This is a genomic window from Streptomyces sp. NBC_00009 (assembly GCF_045040855.1).
Classification (GTDB): domain Bacteria; phylum Actinomycetota; class Actinomycetes; order Streptomycetales; family Streptomycetaceae; genus Streptomyces; species Streptomyces aureus.
Genome location: NZ_CP108312.1, coordinates 3,115,021 through 3,140,920 on the forward strand (window position 1 = coordinate 3,115,021; position 25,900 = coordinate 3,140,920).

Annotated in this window: 17 protein-coding genes; 4 read left to right on the forward strand and 13 right to left on the reverse strand. The window is 71.1% G+C overall.

What is annotated here, in order from left to right:
• Nucleotides 1-185: 185 nt before the first annotated feature.
• Nucleotides 186-914 (reverse strand): hypothetical protein, encoded by a 729-nt coding sequence (locus OHA58_RS13795; RefSeq protein WP_405478972.1) that lies wholly within the window; start codon nt 912-914, stop codon nt 186-188.
• Nucleotides 915-1,214: 300 nt separating this feature from the next.
• Between OHA58_RS13795 and OHA58_RS13800 the strand changes: the two genes are divergently transcribed.
• Complete coding sequence (locus OHA58_RS13800; protein ID WP_405478973.1) at nt 1,215-2,243, forward strand: LAETG motif-containing sortase-dependent surface protein; 1,029 nt, start codon at nt 1,215-1,217, stop codon at nt 2,241-2,243.
• 97 nt (nt 2,244-2,340) lie between these two features.
• Here OHA58_RS13800 and OHA58_RS13805 read toward each other — a convergent pair whose 3' ends face one another.
• The 7 genes from OHA58_RS13805 to OHA58_RS13835 all read right to left on the reverse strand — a co-directional run bounded on the left by OHA58_RS13805 (nt 2,341) and on the right by OHA58_RS13835 (nt 16,029).
• Nucleotides 2,341-4,173 (reverse strand): GMC oxidoreductase, encoded by a 1,833-nt coding sequence (locus OHA58_RS13805; protein WP_405478974.1) that lies wholly within the window; start codon nt 4,171-4,173, stop codon nt 2,341-2,343.
• Nucleotides 4,174-4,203: 30 nt separating this feature from the next.
• A complete protein-coding gene (locus OHA58_RS13810) occupies nt 4,204-5,832 on the reverse strand; it encodes a succinic semialdehyde dehydrogenase (protein WP_405478975.1) in 1,629 nt (542 codons plus the stop codon).
• 161 nt (nt 5,833-5,993) lie between these two features.
• Nucleotides 5,994-7,730, reverse strand: a complete 1,737-nt coding sequence (locus OHA58_RS13815) for a serine/threonine-protein kinase (protein WP_405478976.1) — start codon at nt 7,728-7,730, stop codon at nt 5,994-5,996.
• Between the two features lie 70 nt (nt 7,731-7,800).
• On the reverse strand, nt 7,801-9,393 hold the full coding sequence (locus tag OHA58_RS13820) for a serine/threonine-protein kinase (protein WP_405478977.1): 1,593 nt from the start codon (nt 9,391-9,393) through the stop codon (nt 7,801-7,803).
• Nucleotides 9,394-9,492: 99 nt separating this feature from the next.
• Nucleotides 9,493-11,058, reverse strand: coding sequence for a protein kinase domain-containing protein (locus OHA58_RS13825; RefSeq protein WP_405484962.1), 1,566 nt, complete (start codon nt 11,056-11,058; stop codon nt 9,493-9,495).
• A 225-nt stretch (nt 11,059-11,283) separates the two neighbouring features.
• Complete coding sequence (locus OHA58_RS13830) at nt 11,284-13,806, reverse strand: protein kinase (RefSeq protein WP_405478978.1); 2,523 nt, start codon at nt 13,804-13,806, stop codon at nt 11,284-11,286.
• 129 nt (nt 13,807-13,935) lie between these two features.
• Nucleotides 13,936-16,029 (reverse strand): serine/threonine-protein kinase, encoded by a 2,094-nt coding sequence (locus tag OHA58_RS13835; protein WP_405478979.1) that lies wholly within the window; start codon nt 16,027-16,029, stop codon nt 13,936-13,938.
• A gap of 114 nt (nt 16,030-16,143) precedes the next feature.
• Here OHA58_RS13835 and OHA58_RS13840 point away from each other — a divergent pair, with 114 nt between their 5' ends.
• Nucleotides 16,144-17,193, forward strand: a complete 1,050-nt coding sequence (locus tag OHA58_RS13840; RefSeq protein ID WP_405478980.1) for a serine hydrolase domain-containing protein — start codon at nt 16,144-16,146, stop codon at nt 17,191-17,193.
• A gap of 138 nt (nt 17,194-17,331) precedes the next feature.
• On the opposite strand, the gene OHA58_RS13845 is transcribed toward OHA58_RS13840, so the two are convergent.
• Nucleotides 17,332-19,038, reverse strand: a complete 1,707-nt coding sequence (locus OHA58_RS13845; protein WP_405478981.1) for a glycerol-3-phosphate dehydrogenase/oxidase — start codon at nt 19,036-19,038, stop codon at nt 17,332-17,334.
• 285 nt (nt 19,039-19,323) lie between these two features.
• Between OHA58_RS13845 and OHA58_RS13850 the strand changes: the two genes are divergently transcribed.
• A complete protein-coding gene (locus tag OHA58_RS13850) occupies nt 19,324-20,577 on the forward strand; it encodes a nucleotide sugar dehydrogenase (protein WP_405478982.1) in 1,254 nt (417 codons plus the stop codon).
• An 86-nt stretch (nt 20,578-20,663) separates the two neighbouring features.
• On the opposite strand, the gene OHA58_RS13855 is transcribed toward OHA58_RS13850, so the two are convergent.
• From OHA58_RS13855 to OHA58_RS13870, 4 genes are all read right to left on the reverse strand, one after another.
• Nucleotides 20,664-21,788, reverse strand: a complete 1,125-nt coding sequence (locus tag OHA58_RS13855) for a GuaB3 family IMP dehydrogenase-related protein (RefSeq protein WP_405478983.1) — start codon at nt 21,786-21,788, stop codon at nt 20,664-20,666.
• Nucleotides 21,789-21,903: 115 nt separating this feature from the next.
• Nucleotides 21,904-23,409 carry an IMP dehydrogenase gene (gene guaB, locus OHA58_RS13860; protein ID WP_405478984.1) on the reverse strand — a complete coding sequence of 502 codons (1,506 nt, stop codon included), beginning with the start codon at nt 23,407-23,409 and terminating at the stop codon, nt 21,904-21,906.
• A 311-nt stretch (nt 23,410-23,720) separates the two neighbouring features.
• Nucleotides 23,721-24,305, reverse strand: a complete 585-nt coding sequence (locus tag OHA58_RS13865; protein ID WP_116510977.1) for a sigma-70 family RNA polymerase sigma factor — start codon at nt 24,303-24,305, stop codon at nt 23,721-23,723.
• A gap of 253 nt (nt 24,306-24,558) precedes the next feature.
• The gene (locus OHA58_RS13870; RefSeq protein WP_003948568.1) at nt 24,559-25,170 is read right to left on the reverse strand and encodes a response regulator transcription factor; all 612 of its coding nucleotides are present in this window, start codon (nt 25,168-25,170) and stop codon (nt 24,559-24,561) included.
• A 381-nt stretch (nt 25,171-25,551) separates the two neighbouring features.
• Here OHA58_RS13870 and OHA58_RS13875 point away from each other — a divergent pair, with 381 nt between their 5' ends.
• Nucleotides 25,552-25,890, forward strand: a complete 339-nt coding sequence (locus OHA58_RS13875) for a WhiB family transcriptional regulator (RefSeq protein ID WP_405478985.1) — start codon at nt 25,552-25,554, stop codon at nt 25,888-25,890.
• Nucleotides 25,891-25,900: the final 10 nt, after the last annotated feature.

Here is a 25,900-nt window from a genome sequence, read left to right on the forward strand (position 1 = left end):
CCCCATCCGCGCGCCACCGCGCGCCGGGGTGGCGACCCCTGGCAGACCCGCACCAGCGGCGCAACCCCCCGGCGCCGCTCCCCGGCACCGACGCCGCCCTGACGTCGGTGCTGAAGGCGAAGGGCCCCGCGGACGCGTCCGCGGGGCCCTTCGCTGTGCTCACAAGCCGGTCCGGACCGTGCGGATCAGGCGGCCTTCTCCAGCTTCGCGAGCTGCGCGTCGACGATCACCTGCGGCACGTCGGTCTTGCTCGAGTCCAGCATGTTCATGGTGTAGAAGGCCACGACCGTCGAGCCGCTGCGCACCACGATGAAGGTCATCGGGACCTTGTCGCCGTCGATGACGCCCTTCAGGTCGTACGAGACCGCCTCGTCGCCCGCGTCGGGCGCGGGCCGCTCCTTGACGCCGCTGTACTTGTAGTCGACGTGCTCGTACGCGGTGCAGTTCTTCGAGGCCGTGCGCAGGCCCTTCATGACCTCGGCGGCGTCGGCGCCGTCGTGCGCGAGCAGCGCGAGCGAGGTCACCTTGGGGTCGAGCTCGTCCGTCGCCATGAGCGTGCGCACGACCCGGTCCTTCGCCGTCGGCCGGGTCGAGAACATGAACATGTCGGCGAGCGGCTGGCACGCGGCCGGCTTCGCGGGGACGCTCTCGGTCGGCGGCAGGTCGTTCTTGCCCACCTTCTCGACCTTGTAGCCCTTGACGTCGCCCGCGGCGACGACGGCGTTCTCGAGCTCGGCCGCGGTGAGCGCCTTCGCGCCCTCCTCGGCGGGCTTCGCCGACGCCGAGGTCTTCTCCGAAGCGGCCGGCTTCTTGGCGTCGTCGGTGGTCTCGGAGGACCCCCCGCACGCCGTCGTCACACCCAGCGCCGCGACCACGGCGGCGGCCGCTACGGCACGCCTCACACCTGACTTCACATTCCCACCTTCGGTATCCACGGCACGGCGCCACGCGTCGGGCCGCGCCGAGCCGTCATCCAAGCCCGCCACCGCCCTGCTTTACCAGCGCTTTGCGTAACGATCGGAAATCACCACAAAGGTTGTACGCGCCTGTCAGTGACCCACCTCACATAAGAGTGGCGTTAGTTCAAGGGCAACCTTTTCGGCCAGTGGCCGGTCACATCTGCGGAACCAACGGCCACACCCGCGACCCCACAACGCGGAGGCCTCCCAGCTCGTACTGCGCCGCAGCAGTACACCGGACTTTCCGAGGTCTTCATGAAGCTTCGCCGTGCCCTGGCCGCAGCGGCCGCGACGGCTGCCATAGCCCCGATCGCGCTCCTGTCGGCCCCGGTCGCGTTCGCGGACGGGGAGTCGCCCGCCGCTCCCGCCGCGGTTTCCGACGAGACGAGCAGCCCGGCCCCCGAGACCACCACGCCGGCCCCCGAGACCACGACCCCCTCGGAGACCGCGAGCACCACCCCGGCGGAGGGCACCAGCACCACGCCCGCCGCGGGCGACACGACTCCCGCCGCCGGCGAGTCCCAGGGCGTCAAGCCGACCGGCTCGACCACGCCGTCGCCGTCCGCGTCCGAGACGCCGAGCGACGACCCGTCCGAGCCGACCGGCATCTGCGAGGAGGACAACAAGGACTACGAGTCCAAGCTGGCCGTCTCGCTCAACGGCCTGCCCGGCAAGATCGCGGCGGGCAGCGGCTGGCACAACTTCACGCTGAACGTGAAGAACCCGACGAAGTCGGACCTCGACGAGGCCATCTTCTACGCGGGTGTCGGCCCGAACGACGAGAACGCCGAGAACGCGTTCAGGACGAGCCAGGTCCACCTCCAGGCGAAGGTCGACGGCACCTGGGTCGACATCGACGACGGCGAGGGCCACTCGTTCGGCTTCCTTGACCTGTCGGGCATCAAGGCCGGCCACTCCACCAACTACCAGCTGCGCCTGAACGTGAAGGCCAGCGCCCCGATCGGCTCCGGCCTGACCATCGGCGGCGGCTTCTACAACGACGACGAGCTGGACTGCATCAGCGACAGCGCCGCCAGCTACGTCATCGAGATCGTGAAGCCGGGCACGCCCACCGACGGCACCAAGCCGCAGGAAGGCGGCAAGGTTCCGATGCCGTCCGAGAAGCCGAACGACAACAACACCCAGGAGGTGACCGGCAGCCTCGCGGAGACCGGTTCGTCCTCCATGGTCCCGACCATCGGCCTCATCGGCGGCGTCGCCGTCGTGGCCGGTGCCGGTGCCGTCTTCGCCGTGCGTCGCCGCAAGGCCGGCGCTGCCGCGTAACACCCCCTAGGGGCGTACTACGCACACGAGAAGGACCTGCGCTCGGAGGGGGGCGCAGGTCCTTTCGCGTTTCTATAGGCGGGTCTACAGGTGACGGCTACTTCTTCGGCGGGACCGCCGGCATCCCCAGGAACGGCAGCTTCAGCGCGCCGAACGCGTCCTCCGGGACCGCCGGGTTCTTCGGCGCGACCGCGGACAGCCGCGCGTACGCCACGCCCTGCGCCGGACGCGGGTCCTCCTCGCCCTTGTTGGGCCAGTACGACATCGCGCGCTCGGCCTGCGCCGTGATGGTCAGGGACGGGTTCACGCCCAGGTTCGCCGTGACCGCGGCGCCGTCGACGACCGAGATGCCCGGGTGCCCGTAGACGCGGTGGTACGGGTCGATGACGCCCGTCTCCGGGGAGTCCCCGATCGGGCAGCCGCCCAGGAAGTGCGCGGTCAGCGGGGTGCCCATCAGCTCGCCGATGTTCGAGCCGGCGAAGCCGTTGATCTCGGCGGCGATCGTGGACGCGGCGTCCACGGCGGCCTTGATCTGCTTGGGGTTGGGCGCGCCATGGCCCTGCTCGGCCGTGAGCAGGCCCTTGCCGACGCCGTCCGGCTTCAGATACGTCGTCAGCGAGTTGTCGAGGGACTGCATGACCAGGCCGATGATGGTCCGCTCGGACCAGCGGTGGTTGGAGAGCGAACGCGCCAGCAGCGTCGGGTGCTTGGCCACGTTGGCGAGCCACCCGGCCACACGGGACGAGCCCTGCGCGTACGGGACCTGGAGGATCGTCATGCCGCCCATCGCGTTCGAGCCCTTGCCGTAGCGGACCGGCTCGATGTGCGTGTTCTCGTCCGGGTGGATCGAGGACGTGATCGCGACGCCCTGAGTGAAGTCGACCTTGGGCTTGCCGTGACGCTTCTTGTAACGGCGGTTGTTGGTCTGGGCGCCGACGAGCGCCTCGGAGTTCGTGCGCGTCAGCTCGCCCAACCTGGCGGACAGATACGGGAGTTGGCCGCCGGACTTCATGCGGTGCAACAGGGTCTGCGTGCCGTACGTGCCGGCCGCGACGATGACGCGCCGGGCCTTGAACGTACGGCCCGCGCCCTTCTTCCTGTCGTCCGTCGGGAGCGTCGCGACCGCGTAGCCGCCCTGCGAGTCGTCGGTGACGGAGACCACCGTCGTCATCGGGTGCACGACCGCGCCCGCCTTCTCGGCGAGGTACAGGTAGTTCTCGTTGAGGGTGTTCTTCGCGCCGTGGCGGCAGCCCGTCATGCACTCGCCGCACTCGGTGCACGCCTTGCGGGCCGGGCCCGCGCCCCCGAAGTACGGGTCGTCGACCTGCGTGCCGGGCGCGGCCTTCGCCGAGCCGGCCCCGTCCTCGCCGCAGGCGTCCTTGCCGTCACCGAAGAAGACACCCACCGGCGCCATGTGGAACGTGTCGCCGATGCCCATGTCCTGGGCCGCCGCCTTGAGGTGGACGTCGGCGGGGGTCATGGTCGGGTTGAGCCGCACGCCCAGCATGCGCTGCGCCTGGTCGTAGTACGGCTTCAGCTCGTCCTGCCAGTCGGTGATGTCCTTCCACTGCGGGTCCTCGAAGAAGGGCTTCGGGGGCACGTAGAGGGTGTTGGCGTAGTTCAGCGAGCCACCGCCGACGCCCGCCCCGGCGAGGACCATCACGTTGCCGAGCAGGTGGATGCGCTGGATGCCGTACATGCCGAACTTGGGCGCCCACAGGTAGTTCTTGAGGTCCCAGGAGTTCTTGGGCAGCGTGCCGGGCTCGAAGCGGCGGCCCGCTTCGAGCACGCCGACGCGGTAGCCCTTCTCGGTCAGGCGCAGGGCGGACACGGAGCCGCCGAACCCGGATCCGATGACCAGGACGTCGTAGTCGTACGCGGCGTCGTCGGCGCTCCCGGCTTCACTCCGGGCAGAGTTCTCCTGTGACACTGGCTCTCCTCGTTGAGAACGGGTGGTGCTCTAACGAAGACGGAAGGTCTTCATCGCCTTCAGGCTGCGGCTCATGAACGCGGCGTACTTCTCGTCGTCCATCCCGAACGACGGCGCCATCGGCATGATCCGCTGGTGCGCGACGGTCTGCGCCTCGGTGTACTTGAGGATGCCCTCGGAGCCGTGGCGGCGGCCGAGACCCGAGTCCTTCATGCCGCCCATCGGCGACTGAACGCTGCCGTACGCGGGCGCGTAGCCCTCGTTGATGTTCACCGTGCCGGTGCGCAGCCGGGAGGCGACGTCGTGGCCGCGCTTCGCGTCCTTCGTCCAGACTGAGGAATTCAGGCCGTACGGCGTCCCGTTGGCGAGGCCGATGACCTCGTCCTCGTCCGTGAAGCGGTAGATGGAGACGACCGGGCCGAAGGTCTCCTCGCTGCAGACGGCCATCGGCGCCTCGACGCCGTCGAGGATGGTCGGCTCGAAGAAGTACGGGCCGATGTCGGGGCGCGCGACGCCACCGGCCACGAGCTTCGCACCCTTGGCGACCGCCTCGTCGACGTGCCGCGTCACCGTCTCCAACTGCCGCTCGCCGACCAGGGATCCCATGTCCGCGCCGTACGCGAGGGACTTGCCCAGGCGCATCGCTTTGGTGCGCGCGCCGAACCGCTCGACGAACGCGTCGGCGATCGACTCGTGGACGTAGAGCCGCTCGATGGAGATGCAGAGCTGGCCCGCGGAGGAGAAGCAGGCGCGGACCGCGCCGGCCGCCGCCTTGTCGATGTCGGCGTCCTCGAGGACCAGCATCGCGTTCTTGCCGCCGAGTTCGAGCGAGACGCCGACGAGGCGCGCGGCGGCGCCCTGGGCGACCTCGCGGCCCGTGCGGGTGGAGCCGGTGAACGAGACGTAGTCGGCGTGCTTGACCAACTCGGGCCCCACGACCGGGCCTTCACCGAGGACGACCTGGAAGACCTCGGCGGGCAGCCCCGCCTCGATGAGCAGGTCGCGCGCCCACAGCGCCGTCAGGCAGGTCTCCGTGTCGGGCTTCATGACGACGGCGTTGCCGGACACGAACGCCGGGAGCGCGTCGCCGACCGACAGCTCGAACGGGTAGTTCCAGGGCGCGATCTGGCCCACGACACCGCGCGGCTGGCGCAGCTCGGTGACCTTGGTGAGGGTCGGAACGGCGCCCGTGTGCCGCTTCGGCTTCAGATAGGCGGGGGCCTTGCGGCCGTAGTGGCGGGCCGCGACGGCGACGGCCTGGACCTCTTCGTGCGCGTGCAGGCGCGCCTTGCCGGTCTCCAGCTGGATCAGGTCGAGGACCTCGGCCTGGCGGGCGAGCACCAGGTCGTGGAAGCGGAGCAGCACGGCGGCGCGCTGCCGCGCGGGCACCTTCGCCCAGACCGCCTGCGCGGCGCGGGCCCGCTCGAAGGCCTTCGTGACGTCCTCGGGCGTGGACTCGGGCAGGTCCGCCAGCTTCTCGCCGGTGAACGGCGTGTGGTTGGCGGTGCGGCCCGAGCCGGCCACACCCTTGGTGAGCTGGGCGACCAGCTCGGGCGTCACCACGTCGGCCGCGGTGCGCGCGCCCTGCGGGGCGGGGGCGACCGGGTTCGTACCGGTCTTGTCCGTACGGTCCTTGGAGATGGCCTGCGAGTCCGTCATGGCGCGAGCGTAAGCGCCCGTCAACGTTTTGGGTACCCACGGGTAACGAGGTTTCACCAAGCACTCACACGCCGCCAGCGATCGCTGGCAACAAAGCCCCTGATCAGCGCGTTGTCAGGGGCTTCGCCCGGAGTTCGTCGATGTACGTCGATGCTCGCCGATCAGACTTTGTCGATGTCGAGGTTGGCGATCGCCGCCTTCGCCACCTCACGCCCGCGCTCGGTGAAGTCGCCCTTGCCCGGGTAGTCGATCCACAGCTGGTACATGTCGCCCGACCGGGTCTTGTAGTAGAAGACCTTCGCCTCGCGCGGCTTGGGCGCGTCGGAATCGCTGTCATCCGTGTAGGTGATGGTGTTCTCGGCGGACTCACGGTCGTTGTACGTGGTCTTGGCGGTCCTGCTGTGCGGAACGGGCTTGTCCGCCATCTTCGTGTTGTCACCCTTGTTGATCTCGTCGGAGTCCTTGTAGGCCTGCGCGGACGCGGAGCTCGCGATCCCGTTCGCGCTGTCCTCGGACTTCTTCTTGAGCGAGAGGGTGATGGAGACCGCGTAGCTCGGATCCCGGTAGGAAACCCAGTGATCGGTCTTGATGATGCTGTTGTCCGCCACGAATCTGACGTACTCCGGCGGCGCCGCGAACGTCGCCGCGACCGTCTTCTCCCGATGGTCCTGCCACCCGTCCGGCAGCGGCCCCGCGAACGGGTTCGCGAGCACCAGGTACGCCACCACCGCCGCCGCCACGACCGCCGCGCCGACGCCGAGCAGCGCCTTGCGGCTGAGGCTGACGCCCTTGCCGCCGGGGCCCGCGAGCTGGACGACCTGGGTGGGCGGCTGCTGCGGCGGGTTGGCCGCGCGCTCCAGGAGGTCACGGACGCGCGCCGCGTTCGGACGGTGGGCCGGGTCCTTGGCGAGCAGACCGTTGATGGCCTCGGCGAGCGGGCCCTGGGCCGCGGCGGGCGCCGCCGGGGTCGCGTTGATCACGGACTGGAGCGTCGCCGGCGTGTTGCTGCGGCGGAACGGCGAGACGCCCTCCGTCGCCGCGTACAGGACGACGCCGAGGGACCACAGATCGGACGCGGGGCCCGGGCGCTGCCCGAGGACGCGCTCCGGGGCGATGAACTCGGGCGAACCGACGAAGCCGCCGGTGTCCGTCAGATTGGTCTCGCCCTCGATCTGGGCGATGCCGAAGTCGGTGAGGACCACACGGTCGTGGCGGCCCAGCATCACGTTGTCGGGCTTCACGTCGCGGTGCAGGACGCCCGCGGCGTGCGCGGCCTCAAGGGCGCCGAGCACTTCGAGGCCGATCCTGGCAGCCTCGCGGGCGCCGAGCGTGCCCTCCTGGAGCGCGTCACCGAGCGTGCGCCCCTGCACGAACTCCATGACGATCCACGGCTGTCCGTCCTCGACGGCGACATCGTGGACGTTGACCACGGCCGGATGGTCGAGCCGGGCCGCCGCACGCGCCTCGCGCCGCATCCGCTCGAAGACGGTGGTGCGCTCGCGCGCCGGCAGATGGTCGGGGACGCGGGGCTCCTTGACCGCCACCTCACGGTCCACCGTCTCGTCCTTGGCCCGCCACACGGTGCCCATGCCGCCGTGCCCGAGCTTGCTCAGGAGCCGGTAGCGCCCGCCGATGAGGCGCCCCGCGCCCGGCTCGGGCTCCGTACTCTGCCGCGGCGGCACGACCTGGGTGGGCGGCGGCTGGTGCGGGGGCTGATGCGGTGGCTGCGGCTGGTGCGGGGACTGCGGCTGGGGATACGCGGTGCGGGGCTGCTGCGGCGCCGGGGGCTCCTGGGCGTACGGGTTCCCCTGCTGGGGCGTGTGCGGCTGCTGCGGCGGCCGGAGTCCGAAGCTCGTCGGATCGTTCGGGCCGTAGGCGGGTCCCCCGTTGTTACTCATGCCCCCATGCCTACCGTGCGGGACGCCTCCGGATCCACTCCGGTCACGCAGTTGTGACCGCCCCGATGCCTCAGCCGCCCCCGGAGGGCACGAAGGTGGCGACCGCCGTGTCGAAGTACCGCTTGGCCTCCGTGATCCGCCCGACCGGCGCCGACACCCACACGTCGTACATCCGGCCGCCCTGCTCCCAGCACAGGTCGTACGTGTGCCTCGCGCCCTCCGCCGTGCTGAAGCCGTTCCACGTGAACCGCCAGAGCGCGGCGGGCCGGCCCCCGTGGGTGGTGTCGGTGACGGAACTGTCCCGGTAGCCCGGGTTGTTGGCGGGACCCTTCGCGTCGGAGCGGCGCTGCACCGCGCCGGGCCCGCCCGGGTCGGGGGCGGCCGCCTTGATGCCGATCCTGAACGTGTCGCCCGGCGACATGTAGAAGATCCGGGGTCCGTCGGGCTTGCGGCTGAAGTCGTCCGGCACGGCCAGGGAGAACCCCTCCGGGTCGACGGCCGTGCGGTAACCGGCGGGGGACGCGGGACGCGTGCCGGTCTGCTGCTCCGTGACCGTGACCGTCGGGCGGGGCTCCGGGGCCGAGTCCGAGGGGGACGCCGCGTCGCCGGTGGGGCCCGGCGCGGACGCCGTGGGGCGGTGGGTGCCGCCGCCGTCGCCGCCGTTCACGAGGAGCGCGGCCGCGGAGACGCCGGCCCCGGCCATCGCGGCGACGAGCGCGGCGGCCGCGAGAACGGCGCGGGGTGAACGCTTCTGCGGGGGCGCCGGAGCGGGCGCCGTGGGGGTGTTCCGGGCCGTGGGCGTGTAGCCGGCCACGGGTCGCGGCGTCGTGCCCGTGGCGACGTACGCGCGAAGGAGCCGGTCGGCCTCGTCCAGGCCGAGCCTGAGCGCCGGATCGCGCTCAAGGAGGCCCCGTACGACGGGCAGCAGCGGCTCGGCCTCGGCGGGCGGATTGATCTCGCCGACGACCACGGCGTGCATGATCCCGCCCAGCGAGTCGCGCCGGAACGGTGATTCGCCCGTCAGGGCGGCGCACAGCATCGCGCCGAGCGACCACAGGTCCGACTCCGGCCCGGTCCGCTCCCCCGCCATGCGCTCGGGCGCCGTGTACTCGGGCGAGCCGACGAAGGAACCCGTCTCGGTGAGCGTCGTCGCGCCGCTGACCTGCGCGATCCCGAAGTCCGTGAGCACGACGCGCTCGCTGCCCGCCTCGACGAGCACGTTCGCCGGCTTCAGATCGCGGTGCAGGACCCCCGCCGCGTGCGCGACCCGCAGCGCGCCGAGCAGCGCGATCCCGATCCGCGCCGCCTCCCGCGCGTCGACGGGTCCGGTCCGCGAGAGCCGGTCGGCGAGCGAGCCGCCTTCGATCAACTCCATGACGATGTACGGGCGTTCGCCGTGCTCCACGACGTCGTGGACGACGATGACGTTCGGGTGTCGGAGCTGGGCGACCGCGCGGGCCTCGCGCAGGGTGCGGTCCTTCTGGCGGCGGGCCTCGTCGGCGGAGAGCGTCTCGTCGAGCACGAGCTCCTTGACGGCGACGCGCCGCCCGAGGAGCTGGTCGGAGGCGCGCCACACGACGCCCATTCCGCCCCGGCCGATACGCGCCTCGAGCCGGTAACGCCCGGCGATCACACGGACGTTGTCCTCCCCCTCGGTCCCCATGCGTTCCATCATGCCGCACGGAACGAGCCCCGGAGGGGCGTGCTCCGGGCCGTCAAGGGATCAACGAAACCACAGGCGGCCGCCGCACACCACGGGTGCCTACGGTTCCCAGCTCCGCAGGATCGCGTCGAACTGCTGCCGCGCCTCGTCCCAGTCGGCCGACGGCACGGACAGATAGATGGCGTACTCGGTGCCGTCGTTCTCGACGTACGTCTGCTCGATGGCGTGCCGCGGGCCCGACGTCGTGTCCTTGTTGCCCGCGGTCCAGGTGAACTCCCACAGGGATCCCGGCCGGTCGCGGTAGGTGTTGGGCTGCAGGTTGACCTGCTGGTAGTCGGGCAGCTTCGTGACCTGCCGCTCCAGGTCCAGCTGGTGGTGGTACGAATCGGGCCAGTCGGGGGACTTGTCGACCGCGATCCGTACGAAGTGGGCGCCGCCGTCCGGCGTGTAGTCGACCTGGGAGCCGTCCGCCTGCCGCTTCCAGCCCTTCGGGAGCATGAGGCTGTAGCCCTCGACGTCGTCGACGCGGACCCAGTTGTCCGGGATGCTCCCGGCCTTGTGCCCGCCGCTGCCGGAACCCGACGAGGTACTCGGGGCCCCGTCCTTGCCGGAGCTCGTGTTCGACGAGGTCCGGTGGCTCAGGTAGTGGTTCGCGGCGAACACCCCGCCGCCGCCGACGAGCGCGGCCGCCAGCGCCACGGCGACGACCCGCGGCCACTTGCGGCGACCGGCCGCGGGGACCGCCGGCATGGCGGCGTGATGCACGCCTATCGCAGTCGACTTCTCCGGGGGCGTCGGCGGCGCCGCGGCATGCACCTGCGTGGGCACGTAGGCCTGCGCCGCGTCGGGGCGCCGCCCCTCGGCGGCCTCTGCGAGCATCGACTCGGCCTCGTCGGCGGACGGACGCGCGGCCGGGTCCTTGCGCAGCAGCGCCTGGATGACAGGGGCGAGGGCATCCGCGTATATGAGGTCGCCCGGCTCGTCCTCGACGACGGCCTGCATCGTGCTGATCGGCGACGTGCGCCGGAACGGGGACTTCCCCTCGACGGCCGTGAACAGCGTGGCGCCCAGCGCCCACAGGTCGGACGCGGGTCCGGGCGCCGCGCCGCTGACCCGCTCGGGCGCCAGATAGTCGACCGAGCCGACTATCTCGCCGGTCCGCGTGATCGTCGAGTCGCCCTCGACCTGCGCGATCCCGAAGTCGGTGAGCAGCACCCGGCCGTCGCGGGCGAGCAGGACGTTGCCCGGCTTGACGTCGCGGTGCAGCACCCCCGCCGCGTGCGCGGCGCGCAGCGCCCGCAACGTCCACAAGCCGATGCGGGCGGCCTCGCGCGGCAGGATGCGGCCCGACTCCTTCACGGCGTCCGCGAGCGAGGGACCGTCGACGAGTTCCATCACGATCCACGGCCGGTCGTCGTGCTCCAGCACGTCGTGGACGGTGACGACCGCCGGGTGGTTGATCCGCGCGGCGGCCCGCGCCTCCGTCTGTGTCCGCGCGAGCAGCACGGCACGGTCGGCCTCCTGCACGTACTGGGCCGCCGTCAGTTCCTTTACGGCCACGGCACGGTGGAGCACTTCGTCGTGCGCGCGCCATACCCGGCCCATGCCGCCGCGCCCGATCGAATCACCGAGTCGATAGCGGCCCGCGAGGAGCAGGCCCTGCATCTGATTCACGTTCCCCCGCAGGCGCATTGGTCGTGCCACGGCCGCGCATGGCCTTGACAGAGCCACATTAGGGAGCGGCCCAGGCACAGGGAACCGGCGGGGGTGCACGGAGACCGCACTGTGACGCTTGTCGCCTATCGGGACGGGAGCCGACAGGTCATCAACTGGGTGCATTCAGTACGCCGGTACGACGTCTGGCGTTGTATCAGTCCGTGCTCCGATACGTCAGCCCGTGCTCTGATACGTCGCCGAGGCCTGCTCGTACAGGCGCGTCACCTCGTCGCGCTCGGCCTCGGGGCCCCGCAGCTGCACCACGTGGTAGCGGCCGCCCACGATCATCGCGAGGTTGCGTACGTACGTCTCGCGGCCCGCCGAGTTCTGCCAGGTGAACTGCCCCTCGGCCATGGCCCGCCCGCCCACGTCGATCCGCCGCATCCCGCTGGACGTCGCCCACGTCGAGTCGCGGAACGGCTGCAACTCGCGTTCCTTCTCCCGCTGGTACGTCATCGGGTCGCTGCCGTACGCGGACGTGCTGTCGCGGCCCGGGACGACGACGAGCTCGAAGTCGCCGTGCGTGTAGAGGACCTGACCCTGTCCGTTCCTGCCCTGCCGGTTCCAGCCCTTGGCGACGGCGACGCGGAACCCTTCGGGGTCCTTGCGCAGAGTGAAGCCCTGCGCGACCTCGGGTTCGGACGAGTCGGTCTGCGGATCTGTGGCGGAGGGGGTCGACGAGTTCTTGCCGCCGTTCTTCCCCTGGCCCTCGGCTGATTCGCCCGCCGAAGGCGCCGGCGTGGACCTGCCGCCCTCGGGCGCGGGCCGGCCTCCGCCGGTGGCGCCCGCGTGATCCTTCGCGCCGTCGCCCGGCGTGCCGCCGCTCGGCTCGGCCTTCGGCATGAAGACCACGGCGTACGCGACCGCGGCGGCCAGGCCGAGCAGTACGAGAACGAGCAGGGTGCGGCCGAGCGAACGGGGCTTCCTGGGCTGCCGGTCCGACTGGGTGCGACGCTCCGGCGAGCCCCGCTCCGGCCGCGTGCGGCGCTCCGCCTGCATGCGGCGCTCGGCCTGCTGCGGATGCGCCTTGGCCCGCTTGTGCCGCGCGTGCCCGGCCCCGGTCCCGGCCTGGGCGTCGGAGCGCCGGCGGCGCCTGCGTACGAGCTCGCCCCGGCGCCGTACGACCGGCAGCCGCGTGGCGTCGAAGGGGGGCGCGGCCACGACGTTCGTGCCCGCCTCCGGCTCCGGCGCGGACCGCACCAGCGACCTGAGCCACCCACGCAGCTCCTCGAAGTCGAGCCGCTCCGTGGGGTCCTGACGCAGCAGCGACTCGACGACGGGCCGCAGGGGCCCGCACTCCTCGGCGAACGCGGGCGGCTCGGCGCACACCATCTGCACCAGCTCACCGGTGTTCTCCTCCGGGTACGGGGCATGCCCCTGGACCGCGCGGAACAGGAGGGCGCCGAGGGCCCACAGGTCGGTGGCCGGGCCGATCGGGGCGGCCAGCTGCCAGTTCTCGTGGACGGGCCCCGCCTGCTCGGGCGCCCAGCGCTCGGTGACGGGCCCGACGACGGTCATCCTCGCCTGCCGCGCGCGGTCGGCGGCGAGAGCGGTGGTGGGCCCGCGACCGGCCGCCGGGGCCGCCTGCTGCTGCGCGGGGATGAGCTGATCCCACCGCGTGGCTCCGGGCGCTCCGGGCGCGGGGTCAGGAGACTCAGGGGTGGGAGCGCTCGGCTCGGGCTGCTCCATGCCGGGCCGCGGGGTCGCCCCGTGCCAGGGGCGCTCGGCGGAGCCGCGTACACCGTAGGGGTCGTCGATCCGGCCGGGCTCCGCGCCGCCGCTGTCTGCGCCGCCGCCATGCGCACCGGCGCCGGACTCGCCCCCGTGCTCCGCGCCCGGTCCGCGCTGCGGCGGCCCCGGCGTCCCGTCCGTGTCCACACCCCCGCGCGCGGCGGCCCGTGCACCCGCCCGGTACGCGGCTATCGCTCCCGCGCGCGCGGCCCGCGGGTCGCTCCCGGCCTCAAGAGCGGCGGGCCGGGACGGCGCGGGAGCAAGAGCAGCGGGAGGCGTGTAAGGGGGCGCGGGCGCCGAAGGCTGCGGCTCCTGGGGGGCCAAAGGCGCCGCGGCAGCGGGAGGCGTCGGTGTCGGGTCGTAGCCGCACAGAGCCTCCTCCGCCGCACCGGCAGCGAGTCCGGTCAGCACGATCCGGCCGTCGTCGCACACGAGGACCGTGCGGGCGGTGATGTTCCGGTGGACCCAGCCGTGGGCGTGCAGCGCGCGCAGTGCGGTGAGGACGTCGGACGCGACCTCGGCCGCCCGGTACGGGGACAGCGGTTCCTCGGCGAGCAGCGCGGCGAGCGGCCGTGCGGAGACGACCTCGCTGACGATCCACAGCGAACCGCCCTCGGCGAACACATCGAAGACCTGGTCGAGCCTTGGGTGGTCGGGTATCTGGGCGGCGGCCTGCGCGGCCTCGATGGCGCGGCGCACCGCGGGATCCGCCGGCCTGCGCGTGGTCCGCGCCGCGTCCCCCCGCTCGCGCCGGCCACGCGACTCACGCGGTACGAACCCGTCCGGGAGCCCTTCGGCGTCGAGCACCTCGGCCTCGACGACTTCGGGTAACGGCACCTGCCTGACCAGGACTTCCTGGCCACTGTAGGTGTCGAACGCCCGCGTCTGGGCGAACTCGTACGCGTCGGCCGGCGACAGCGGCAGGCGGTAGCGGTCGGCGAGCACTCGCCCGGCATACTCCTCCACGACGCGTCCCCCTGTCCGCCCGGTGGTCAATTCCGCTCGCTTTGCGCCCTGTTGTGCGCAGTGATGCGTCCCGATACGGCTGCGCACGGTCCGCAAGCACTCACGATACGTGCCGGACTGCCTTCAGGCTCAGGACTTCGGCTTGAACGTCTTGGTGAACGTCTGCCAGGCGGCCTTGCGCTGCGCGCCCTCCCAGTCGGCGGCCTTGGCCGTGTACATCAGGCCGTACCCGAGACCGCTGTTGACCACGAAACCGCGGTCTATCGAGCGGTACTTGGTGCCCCCGTCGACGTACGTGAACTCCCAGTCGGCCGTGTTCCAGCCGCGGTATTCGACCGCCGCTATGCGTATCCGGTCGTACTGGGAGCGGACCATGTAGTGCTCCTGGTTGCGCCAGTCCTGGACCGGGTTCGACTTGGGCGTCGTCGTCCAGCCGACGAGCAGCTTCTGCCCGTCGGGGCCCGTGAAACGAGCCCCCGCCGCGCTCGTCGAGCTGTACTTCCAGCCCTTCGGGAGACCGATGGAGAAGCCCTGGTCGTGCTTGTACGTCGAGGCTGCGCCACTGCTGCCCGGGACCCCGCTGCCGCCGCTGGTGCTGCCGGGCGACGCACCCTGGCCGGCGTCGCTGTCCTTGTCGCCGCCCTTGCCGGTGTCCGAGCCGGAGCCCTGGCCCTTGTCGGAGCCCTTGCCGCCGCCCTGAGCCGCGTCGTTTCCGGACCCGCTGCCCTTGTCCTTGCTATCGCTGCCGCTGCCGCTGCCTCCGCCGCTGCCTCCGGTCGCTCCCGCGGAGGCGGACTTGTCGCCGCCCTTGGCGGAACTGCCGTCGTCGCCACCGCTGAACGCGATGCCGATGACGGTGCCGATCACGGCGAGCGCGACGAGCACCGCGACGATCACGAGGGTGCGCCGCGGGACCACGTCCGTGAGCGAGGCCCTGGTCGCCGGCGTACGAGGCGGCCCGGCGGGCTGCGCCGGAACACCCGAACCGCCCTGCCCGACCGCGGGATGCGCGGAGGCCTCCGCCGTACCGCCGGACGCGGCCCCACCACTCTTGCCGGCCGCACCGGCCGCCGTCGCAGCGGTGGCCGCAGCAGCGGCTTTCCGCACCGACCGCAGCGCACCGCGCAGCTTCTCCGCGGCTTCTTCGCCCCTCTTGCCCGCGCCGGTGCCGTCACCGGCGTCCGCGGGACTCACGGAAGCAGCTGAGGACCCTGACCCCGCAGCAGCCCCCGCAGCAGCCTTTGCTGCCGAACTTCCCTTACCGAAGCGCACCTTGGGTGTCCTGGGCACCTTGGACGTCTGCTCGGGAATGGGCGGCAGCGGCACAACCTTGGTCGCGTCGACCGGCTCGGGTTCCTCGTCCTTGGGCTCGGGAGCGTGCAGGACGTCGTTGAGGAGGGCCCGCGCCCCGGCGTCGTCGAGCCGCTGCTCCGGGTCCTTGGCGAGCAGCCCGTAGATGACCTTCTCCAGCGGCCCCGCGTTCTTGGGCGGGTCGACCGGCTCGGTCATGACGGCCGTCAGGGTCGCGATGGCGGACCCCTTGTCGTACGGAGGAACTCCCTCCACCGACGCGTACAGCAGTCCGCCGAGCGACCACAGGTCGGCGGCGGGGCCGGGCTTGTGCCCGCGCGCCCGCTCCGGCGAGATGTACGAGGGCGCGCCGACGAGCATGCCGGTGGACGTGATCGAGGGGTCGCCCTCGACCTGGGCGATGCCGAAGTCCGTGAGGACGACGCGCCCGTCCTCGGCGATCAGCACGTTCGACGGCTTCACGTCGCGGTGCAGGATGCCCTCGCGGTGCGCCGCGCGCAGCACGTCGAGGATCGCGAGCCCGACCTCGGCGGCGCGCCGCGGCTCCAGCAAACCGTCCTCGCGGATCTGCTCCGCGAGGGACTTGCCCTCGACGAGTTCCATCACGATCCACGGCCGGTCGTCCTCGTCGACCACGTCGTAGACCGTCACCGCGCTGTTGTTCCGGATCCGCGCGATCGCCTTCGCCTCACGCAACGTTCGCGTGATCAGGCGCCGCTTCTCCTCGTCGTCGATGCTCGACGGGAACCGCAGTTCCTTGACGGCGACCGTCCGGCCGAGCGTCTCGTCCTTCGCCCGCCACACGGTGCCCATGCCGCCGCGGCCGAGGACTTCTCCCAGCCGGTAGCGCCCGGCGAGGAGACGTGCACTCTTGTCCTGACGAGCTGTGCCCGCCTGCTCCGCCTCCGACATGCGTCCCCTCTGCAACCCGCCCTGACAGAGCCTTCATTGTCCCTTACCCGGGGACCACTCCACGCCCAGGGTCGGCCGTCCCGCATGATGGACCGCACACAAGGAGGGACCGTCATGCCCGTACTTCGGACACTGCTGGCGATACCCCTGGCAGCGACCCTCTTCTGTATGTTTCCGGGCAGTTCCACGACGCTCGCGGCCCCGGCCACGGACGCCACTCTTCCGCTGCTGGTCACGGAGGGCAAGGCCCCCGCCGCGGCGCTGCTCGCCCGCGAGGGCATGACGACGCGCTTCGTACGCACCGGACCCACGATCCGCCGCACCGACCACTTCCGGGCCGGGAGCATCACGAAGTCGTTCATCGCGACGGTCGTGCTGCAACTCGCCGCCGAACACCGCCTGCGCCTCTCGGACACGGTGGACGACCACCTCCCCGGTCTACTGCGTGACCACTCCGTCTCCCTCCACTCGCTTCTCACCCACACCAGCGGCCTGCCCGACTTCACGGCGCGCACGCACGGCACGATCCCGATATCCCCCCAAACGGCCGTACAACTGGCCGAGGCCGATCCGCCGATCCCTCGCAACCACTGGTCGTACTCGAACACCAACTACGTCGTGCTGGGCATGGTCATCGGCCAGGTCACGGGCCACTCGTACGCGACCGAGGCCCGCCGCCGCATCATCGAACCGCTCCACCTCACCGGCACGTCGTTCCCCGGCACCCGCACCACACTGCCCACGCCACACGGCCACGCGTACGACGCGACAGGCGACGACGTAACCACTCTGAACCCCCGCGTGGCCGGCGCCGCAGGCGAACTGGTCTCCACCCTCACCGACCTGAACCGCTTCTACACGGCCCTCCTGAAGGGCCGCCTCCTCCCCCCGAGTCAACTCCGCACGATGCTCAACACCCGCACCACACAAGGCCGCTACGGCATGGGCCTCTACCCCACGAAACTCCCCTGCGGAACGACGATATGGGGCCACAACGGCCGAATCGAGGGCAGCTACGTCCGCACAGCGGCAACGAGAACGGCGTCAAGCGTCATCACGTTCCGCACCAACACAGACACCGCGAAGAACACCCCCGAACTGGAACGCCGCCTACTGACGGCAGAGTTCTGCCCACCCACACCCACCAACGGGTCGGACGATTGAGGCAGAGCGCACCACTCAGCGCGTCCGGCGCCTGAGGACGAGCGCACCATTTCAGCCCGTCCGGCGTTTGAGGACGAGCCCGCAGGGCGAAAGGGGGGCCTGGGGGCACAGCCCCCAGCGCAACCCCGGTGCACCCCATCACAGCGGCACAATATCCGGCGCCCCCAGTCGCGCCGCATCGGCCGAGAGGTCATCGGGCTGACGCTGAGACTCCCGCTCGGCCTGCACCCGCTTCTCGTAGTGCTCCACCTCCCGCTCGATCTGGTCCTTGTCCCAGCCGAGCACCGGAGCCATCAGCTCGGCCGCCTCACGCGCACACCGCGTCCCCCGGTCGAACGTCTCGATCGAGATCCGCGTGCGCCGCGTCAGCACATCGTCGAGATGCCGCGCCCCCTCGTGCGAGGCGGCGTACACGACTTCGGCCCGCAGATAGTCGTCGGCGCCGGTGAGGGGCGCGCCGAGCCCGGGGTCGGCGGCCACCAGGTCGAGCACCTCCTCCGCCAACGACCCGTACCGGTTGAGCAGATGCTCCACCCGCACCACATGGAGCCCGGTCCGCGCGGCGATCCTCGCCCGCGCGTTCCACAGCGCGTGGTAGCCCTCGGCCCCGATCAGCGGGATGTCCTCGGTGACGCAGTCGGCGACGCGCTGGTCGAGCCCGTGCACCGCCTCGTCGACGGCGTCCTTGGCCATGACCCGGTACGTCGTGTACTTGCCGCCCGCCACGACGACGAGCCCCGGCACGGGGTGCGCCACCGTGTGCTCGCGCGAGAGCTTGCTCGTGGCGTCGGACTCGCCGGCGAGCAGGGGCCGCAGGCCCGCGTAGACCCCCTGGACGTCGTCGCGCGTGAGGGGCACCGCGAGCACCGAGTTCACATGCTCGAGCAGATAGTCGATGTCGGCGCTGGAGGCCGCGGGGTGCGCCTTGTCGAGGTCCCATTCCGTGTCCGTGGTGCCCACGATCCAGTGGCGCCCCCACGGGATCACGAACAGGACGCTCTTCTCGGTGCGCAGGATGAGCCCGCTCGACGAGTTGATCCGGTCCTTGGGCACGACGAGGTGGATGCCCTTGGACGCGCGTACGTGGAACTGGCCCCGCTCGCCCACCATCGCCTGGGTGTCGTCCGTCCACACGCCTGTCGCGTTCACGACCTGGCGGGCGCGGATCTCGTACTCCCCACCGCCCTCCACGTCCTCGACGCGGGCGCCGACGACGCGCTCGCCCTCCCGCAGAAACCCGGTCACACGCGCCCTGTTGGCGACTTTCGCCCCGTACATCGCGGCCGTCCGCACCAGCGTCGCCACATACCGCGCGTCGTCCATCTGCGCGTCGTAGTACTGCAAGGCGCCGACGAGCGCGTCCTTCTTGAGCGCGGGCGCAACCCGCAGCGCGTGACGTCGGCTCAGATGGCGGTGCATGGGCAGCCCGCGCCCATGCCCGCGCGCCATCGACATCGCGTCGTACAGGGCGACGCCCGAGCCCGCGTACAGCCGCTCCCAGCCCTTGTGCTGGAGGGGATACAGGAACGGGACCGGCTTCACGAGGTGCGGGGCGAGCCGCTCCAGGAGCAGCCCGCGCTCCTTCAGCGCCTCGCGCACAAGTGCGAAGTCGAGCATCTCGAGATACCGGAGCCCGCCGTGGATCAGCTTGCTCGACCGGCTCGATGTGCCGGAGGCCCAGTCCCGCGCCTCGACCAGCCCGGTGGACAGACCCCGGGTCGCGGCGTCGAGCGCGGTGCCCGCGCCTACCACCCCCGCGCCCACGACCAGGATGTCCAGCTCCCGCTCGGCCATTCCCGCGAGCGCCTCGGCACGCTCCGCCGGTCCCAGTGTCGCTGTCCTCACTGCTACCTCCCGCTGTCGGTCAGTCGGCGTCGGTCCAGTCGGTCCCACCGGTGTCACCTGTCTGATGCGCCCCGGCTCTCATCACCCATGCACCGATTCTGACCGCCGTGCCCGACTTCAGCCACCACTCACCCGCAGCCTGTGGACAACACTCCCGGATTCCCGGCCAGGCAATACCGCATAACGGTCATATTTACTCCTAGTCTGACATTGCGCTCGCCCATCTTGTCCACAGGGCTTGCGCTCTCCTCCCGCTCCGGCTATTGGGAAGGACGGCCCACCGCCATGCCCGCAGATCTCGCCGTCATCGGACTCGGTCACCTCGGCCTGCCCCTCGCCCAGGCCGCCGTCGCCACCGGCATCGCGACCATCGGCTACGACCCCGTACGCGCCACCGACCTCGCGGCCGGCCGGCTCCCCGGCGACGGCGCCGAGGGAACCCTGACCGCCGCCGACATCCGCCGGATGCTCTCGGGGGGCTTCCGGCCGACCGGCGACCCCGTCGAACTCGGCCGCGTCCGCACCGCCGTCATCTGCGCCCCCGCGCCACTCGGCGCGGACCGCTCCCTCGACCTCACGCAGCTCACCGACGCCACGCGCGCCCTCGCCGCCCGTCTGCGCCCCCACACCACGGTGATCATCGAGACCCCGGTCGCCCCCGGCACCACCGAAGGCGTCCTGCGCCCCCTCCTGGAGGACGGCTCGGGGCTGCGGGCCGGCCGCGACTTCCACCTCGCCTACTCCCCCGGCCGCCTCGACCCCGGCAGCCGCACGCACGCGTACGCCACGACCCCCAAGGTCATCGGCGGCCTCACCCCCGCCTGCACCGAATCCGCTGCCGCCTTCTACGGCCGCCTGTCCGACAAGGTGGTTCGCGCGCGTGGACCACGCGAGGCCGAGACCGTCCAGCTCCTGGAGACCAACTACCGCCACGTCAACATCGCTCTGGTCAACGAGATGGCCGTCCTCTGCCACGACCTGGGCGTCGACCTGTGGGACGTCATCCGCTGCGCCGAGACCAAGCCGTTCGGCTTCCAGGCGTTCCGTCCCGGCCCCGGCGTCGGCGGCCACGGAGTCCCCCAGGACCTCTCAAGCCCGCCCCTCCCGGTCCGCCCCCTGCGCATGGTGGAACTGGCCCAGCAGGTCAACCACCACATGCCCCAGTACGTGATCCAGCGCGCCGCCACCCTCCTCAACGAACACGGCAAGTCGGCCCGCGGCGCCCGCGTCCTGCTCCTCGGCATCACGTACAAGCCCGACGTCGCCGACCTGGAGGGCACCCCCGCCCAGGAGATCGCCACCCGGCTGATGCAGCTGGGAGCGGCGGTCAGTTACCACGACCCGCACATCCCGTCGTGGAACGTCCTCGGCCACCCGGTCCCCCGCGCGGACTCCCTCTACGAGGCCGCCGCGGACGCCGACCTGACGATCCTGCTCCAGCAGCACCGCACGTACGACCTCCAGGGCCTGTCCGTGAAGGCCCAGCTCCTCCTGGACACCAGGGGCGCCACCCCGACAGGCGCGGCCCACCGCCTTTAAAGCCCCTCTCCGTAGACCTGCAATGGCCCTCTACGTGGAAGGGGCCCGCACCGAAACGGTGCGGGCCCCTTCCACGTAGTACTGCGTCAGCGGCGGTGCTGCGAGTCCGCCACCGTGACCTCGACCCGCTGGAACTCCTTGAGCTCGCTGTAGCCGGTCGTCGCCATGGCGCGCTTGAGGGCGCCGAAGAAGTTCATCGAACCGTCCGGGGTGTGCGAAGGCCCGGTGAGGACCTCCTCCGTCGTACCGACGGTCCCGAGGTCGACCTTCTTGCCGCGCGGCACGTCCTCGTGGACGGCCTCCATGCCCCAGTGGTGGCCCTTGCCGGGCGCGTCCGTGGCGCGCGCCAGCGGGGAGCCCATCATCACGGCGTCGGCGCCGCAGGCGATGGCCTTCGGCAGGTCGCCGGACCAGCCCACGCCGCCGTCGGCGATCACGTGCACGTACCGGCCGCCGGACTCGTCCATGTAGTCGCGGCGGGCGGCGGCCACATCGGCCACGGCGGTCGCCATCGGCACCTGGATGCCCAGCACGTTGCGCGTGGTGTGCGCGGCGCCGCCACCGAAGCCGACGAGCACACCGGCCGCACCGGTACGCATCAGGTGCAGCGCGGCCGTGTACGTGGCACAGCCGCCCACGATGACCGGCACGTCCAGCTCGTAGATGAACTGCTTCAGGTTCAGCGGCTCGGCGGCGCCGGAGACGTGCTCGGCGGACACCGTGGTCCCGCGGATCACGAAGATGTCGACGCCCGCGTCCACGACGGCCTTGGAGAACTCGGCGGTGCGCTGCGGCGACAGCGCGGCGGCGGTGACGACACCGGAGTCGCGCACCTCCTTGATACGCTGCCCGATCAGCTCCTCCTTGATGGGGGCCTGGTAGATCTCCTGAAGGCGCCGCGTGGCGACGTCGGCGTCCAGCTCGGCGATCTCGTCGAGGAGCGGCTGCGGGTCCTCGTAGCGGGTCCACAGGCCCTCGAGGTTCAGCACGCCGAGGCCGCCGAGCTCACCGATCCGGATGGCGGTGGCCGGCGAGACGACGGAGTCCATGGGAGCTGCCAGGAACGGCAGCTCAAAACGGTAGGCGTCGATCTGCCAGGCGATCGAGACCTCCTTCGGGTCACGCGTACGGCGGCTCGGGACGACGGCGATGTCGTCGAAGGCGTACGCCCGGCGGCCGCGCTTGCCGCGCCCGATCTCGATCTCAGTCACGTGTGTGGCCTTTCCCTCTGCGTTTCAGCGCCTTCCAGTATCCCCGACATACGCGCCAGGGGCGGCCCCGGGAACCCCGGGGCCGCCCCTGGCACTGTCGGCGACTACTTGGCGGCTACTTGCTGCGGCTGTAGTTCGGCGCTTCGACCGTCATCTGGATGTCGTGCGGGTGGCTCTCCTTGAGGCCCGCGGACGTGATCCTCACGAAGCGGCCCTTGGTCTCCATCTCGTCGATGGAGGCGGCGCCCACATAGCCCATCGTCTGGCGCAGACCGCCGACGAGCTGGTGCAGCACGTTGGCCAGCGGGCCGCGGTAGGGCACCTGGCCCTCGATGCCCTCGGGCACGAGCTTGTCGTCGGAGGCGACCTCGGCCTGGAAGTAGCGGTCCTTGGAGTACGACCGGCCCTGCCCGCGGGACTGCATCGCCCCGAGGGAACCCATGCCGCGGTACGACTTGAACTGCTTGCCGTTGATGAACATCAGCTCACCCGGCGACTCCTCACAGCCCGCGAGAAGGCTGCCCAGCATCACCGTGTCGGCACCGGCGGCGAGCGCCTTGCCGATGTCGCCGGAGTACTGCAGACCGCCGTCACCGATGACCGGGACGCCGGCGGCACGGGCGGCGAGAGCCGCCTCGTAGATCGCGGTGACCTGCGGGACGCCGATACCGGCGACCACGCGCGTGGTGCAGATGGAGCCGGGGCCCACACCGACCTTCACGCCGTCGACACCGGCGTCGATCAGGGCCTGCGCGCCGTCACGCGTCGCGACGTTGCCGCCGATGACGTCGACGCCGACGCTGGACTTGATCTTCGCCATCCAGTTCAGCGCGTTGCTGTTGTGTCCGTGCGACGTGTCGACGATGAGGAAGTCCGCGCCCGCCTCGGCCAGCGCCTGAGCGCGCTCCAGGGCCTCGGGGCTGGCGCCCACCGCGGCACCGACGAGGAGGCGGCCCTCGGCGTCCTTCGCGGCGTGCGGGTACTGCTCGGCCTTCACGAAGTCCTTGACCGTGATGAGGCCCTTGAGGACGCCCGCTTCGTCGACCAGCGGAAGCTTCTCGATCTTGTGGCGGCGCAGCAGCTCCATGGCGTCGACGCCGGAGATGCCGACCTTGCCGGTCACGAGCGGCATCGGCGTCATGACCTCGCGCACCTGGCGGCTGCGGTCGGACTCGAACGCCATGTCGCGGTTGGTGACGATGCCGAGCAGCTTGCCCGCCGGGTCGGTCACCGGGACGCCGCTGATGCGGAACTTCGCACACAGCGCGTCGGCCTCGGCCAGCGTCGCGTCCGGGTGCACGGTGATCGGGTCGGTCACCATGCCGGACTCGGAACGCTTCACGAGGTCGACCTGGTTGACCTGGTCCTCGATCGACAGGTTGCGGTGCAGCACACCGACGCCACCCTGCCGCGCCATGGCGATGGCCATGCGGGACTCGGTGACCTTGTCCATCGCCGCCGACAGCAGCGGAATGTTCACGCGCACGTTGCGGGAGATGCGGGACGAGGTGTCGACCGCGTTCGGGAGGACCTCGGACGCGCCCGGCAGCAGCAGCACGTCGTCGTAGGTCAGCCCGAGTGTCGCGAATTTCTCGGGCACTCCGTCGACGTTTGCAGTCATGACACCTTCCCCAAATGGCCTTGATCGGTGCGGATGTCCATGCTAACGGGATCCGGAGGTGTCTCATTCCACGATCAAGATCACCGAGCAGATTTGTACGTTCACACGTGCGTGGATCGCGGCCCGCCCTTGGTGCGCCGCCTCACGCGCGCGTGGCGCGTCTCACTCAACGACTCGCTGCTCGGCTCGGTGCTCGCCTCAGTGTTCGGCTTGCTTGCTCGGCGCTCGACTCACTGCTCCGCCCGGCGCTCGACTCACTGCTCGCCTCGGTGTTCGGCCCGCTGCTCGCCTCGATACTCGGCTTGCTCGGCTCACTGCTCGGCGAGCGCCCGCAGTCGGCTGAGTGCGCGGTGCTGGGCGACGCGGACGGCGCCCGGCGACATGCCGAGCATCTGTCCGGTCTCCTCGGCGGTGAGGCCGACGGCGATCCGGAGCAGCAGCAGCTCGCGCTGGTTCTCCGGAAGGTTGGCGAGGAGCTTCTTCGCCCACTCCGCATCGCTGCTGAGCAGGGCCCGCTCCTCCGGTCCGAGCGAGTCGTCGGGCCGCTCCGGCATCTCGTCGGAGGGCACGGCGGTGGAACCGGGATGCCGCATGGCGGCGCGCTGGAGATCCGCGACCTTGTGCGCGGCGATGGCGAAGACGAACGCCTCGAAGGGGCGCCCGGTGTCCTTGTAGCGCGGCAGCGCGAGGAGCACCGCGACACAGACTTCCTGCGCGAGATCCTCCACGAAGTGCCGTGCGTCACCCGGCAGTCGGGTCAGACGGCTTCGGCAGTAGCGGATCGCGAGGGGGTGGACGTGCGCGAGAAGGTCGTGCGTGGCCTGCTCGTCGCCCTCGACGGCGCTGTGGACCAGTGCACCGATGGCTCCTCGGCCGGCTGCCTCGTCGTCGCGCATCGGTCCATGGTGCCTTGGCGGCGTCCGGTCCGTGGCACCGCGTCCGTAGTTGTGCACTGAAGCGTTATGAGCAGGTGCGCCGGAACTCATCTCGTGCGCCCTCCCCTTCCGCTCGGCCGACTCGTCCCTGAGGAACTCCACAACTCAAGGATGCGGCATGTCCGGCGAAACGAGGACCGGCGGCCGTCCGCAGCCCCGTCCGCCCTGGGGCGGACGGGGATCGCTGTGCCCCCGCGGCGGCGCACCGTGCGCCTTAGCGGACCAGGCCCCAGCGGAAGCCGAGCGCCACGGCGTGCGCGCGGTCCGAGGCGCCGAGCTTCTTGAAGAGGCGGCGTGCGTGCGTCTTGACCGTGTCCTCGGAGAGGAAGAGCTCGCGCCCGATCTCCGCGTTGGACCGGCCGTGGCTCATGCCCTCGAGCACCTGGATCTCACGCGCCGTGAGCGTCGGCGCCGCACCCATCTCGGCCGACCGCAGTCTGCGCGGCGCGAGCCGCCAGGTCGGGTCGGCGAGCGCCTGCGTGACCGTGGCACGCAGTTCGGCACGCGAGGCGTCCTTGTGCAGATAGCCGCGGGCACCGGCGGCGACGGCGAGCGCGACACCGTCCAGGTCCTCGGCCACGGTGAGCATGATGATGCGCGCACCGGGATCGGCGGACAGCAGCCGCCGGACCGTCTCGACGCCGCCCAGACCGGGCATGCGTACGTCCATCAGAATCAGGTCCGAGCGGTCGGCGCCCCAGCGGCGCAGGACTTCCTCGCCGTTGGCCGCGGTCGTCACGCGCTCTACGCCGGGGACGGTCGCGACCGCGCGGCGGAGCGCTTCTCGGGCAAGCGGGGAGTCGTCGCAGACGAGGACGGATGTCATGACCGTCCTCCGCAGCTGATGCGCGTCACCTTGGGCCTCCAGGCTGGTACGAATCGTCACCTGTGCGGTCGACGCTCTCGGACAGATGCCCGAGCGCTTGTTGTCTCAACCGCCTCCGCACTCTCAACGACGGTCACCCGAAAGAGTTACGGGTTCGACGGTCTGCTTCGGCACTCTACGTGAGGGACCGGATACAGAGCAGACGGCGCAAGCGACCCACAAGGTTTCACCACAAGCCATGCCCCATTTAGCCCTTTTTCTTCACTTTTAGTGGTGTCTGAGGCTAGATTCGCAATGAGTCATATTTTCATCTCCTTAGACAGTAGATGTACGGTTCTTGGGCACCTTCCCGCGTCAGAACGGCTACAAGGGGACACAGCAATGGCAGATTTCTCCCGCCTTCCCGGACCGAACGCAGATCTGTGGGACTGGCAGCTCCTCGCGGCCTGCCGCGGGGTGGACAGCTCGCTCTTCTTCCATCCGGAGGGGGAGCGGGGAGCGGCGCGCAGCGCCCGCGAGAACTCGGCCAAAGAGGTCTGCATGAGGTGTCCGGTGCGCGCGGAGTGCGCTGCTCATGCGCTCCAGGTGCGCGAGCCGTACGGCGTGTGGGGCGGGCTGACCGAGGACGAGCGCGAGGAGCTCATGGGCCGCGCCCGCAACCGGCTCGTCGCCGCCGCACCGGCACCGGCGGGCGGCGCCCCACCCGGGGTGAACAGATGAAGGAACGTTT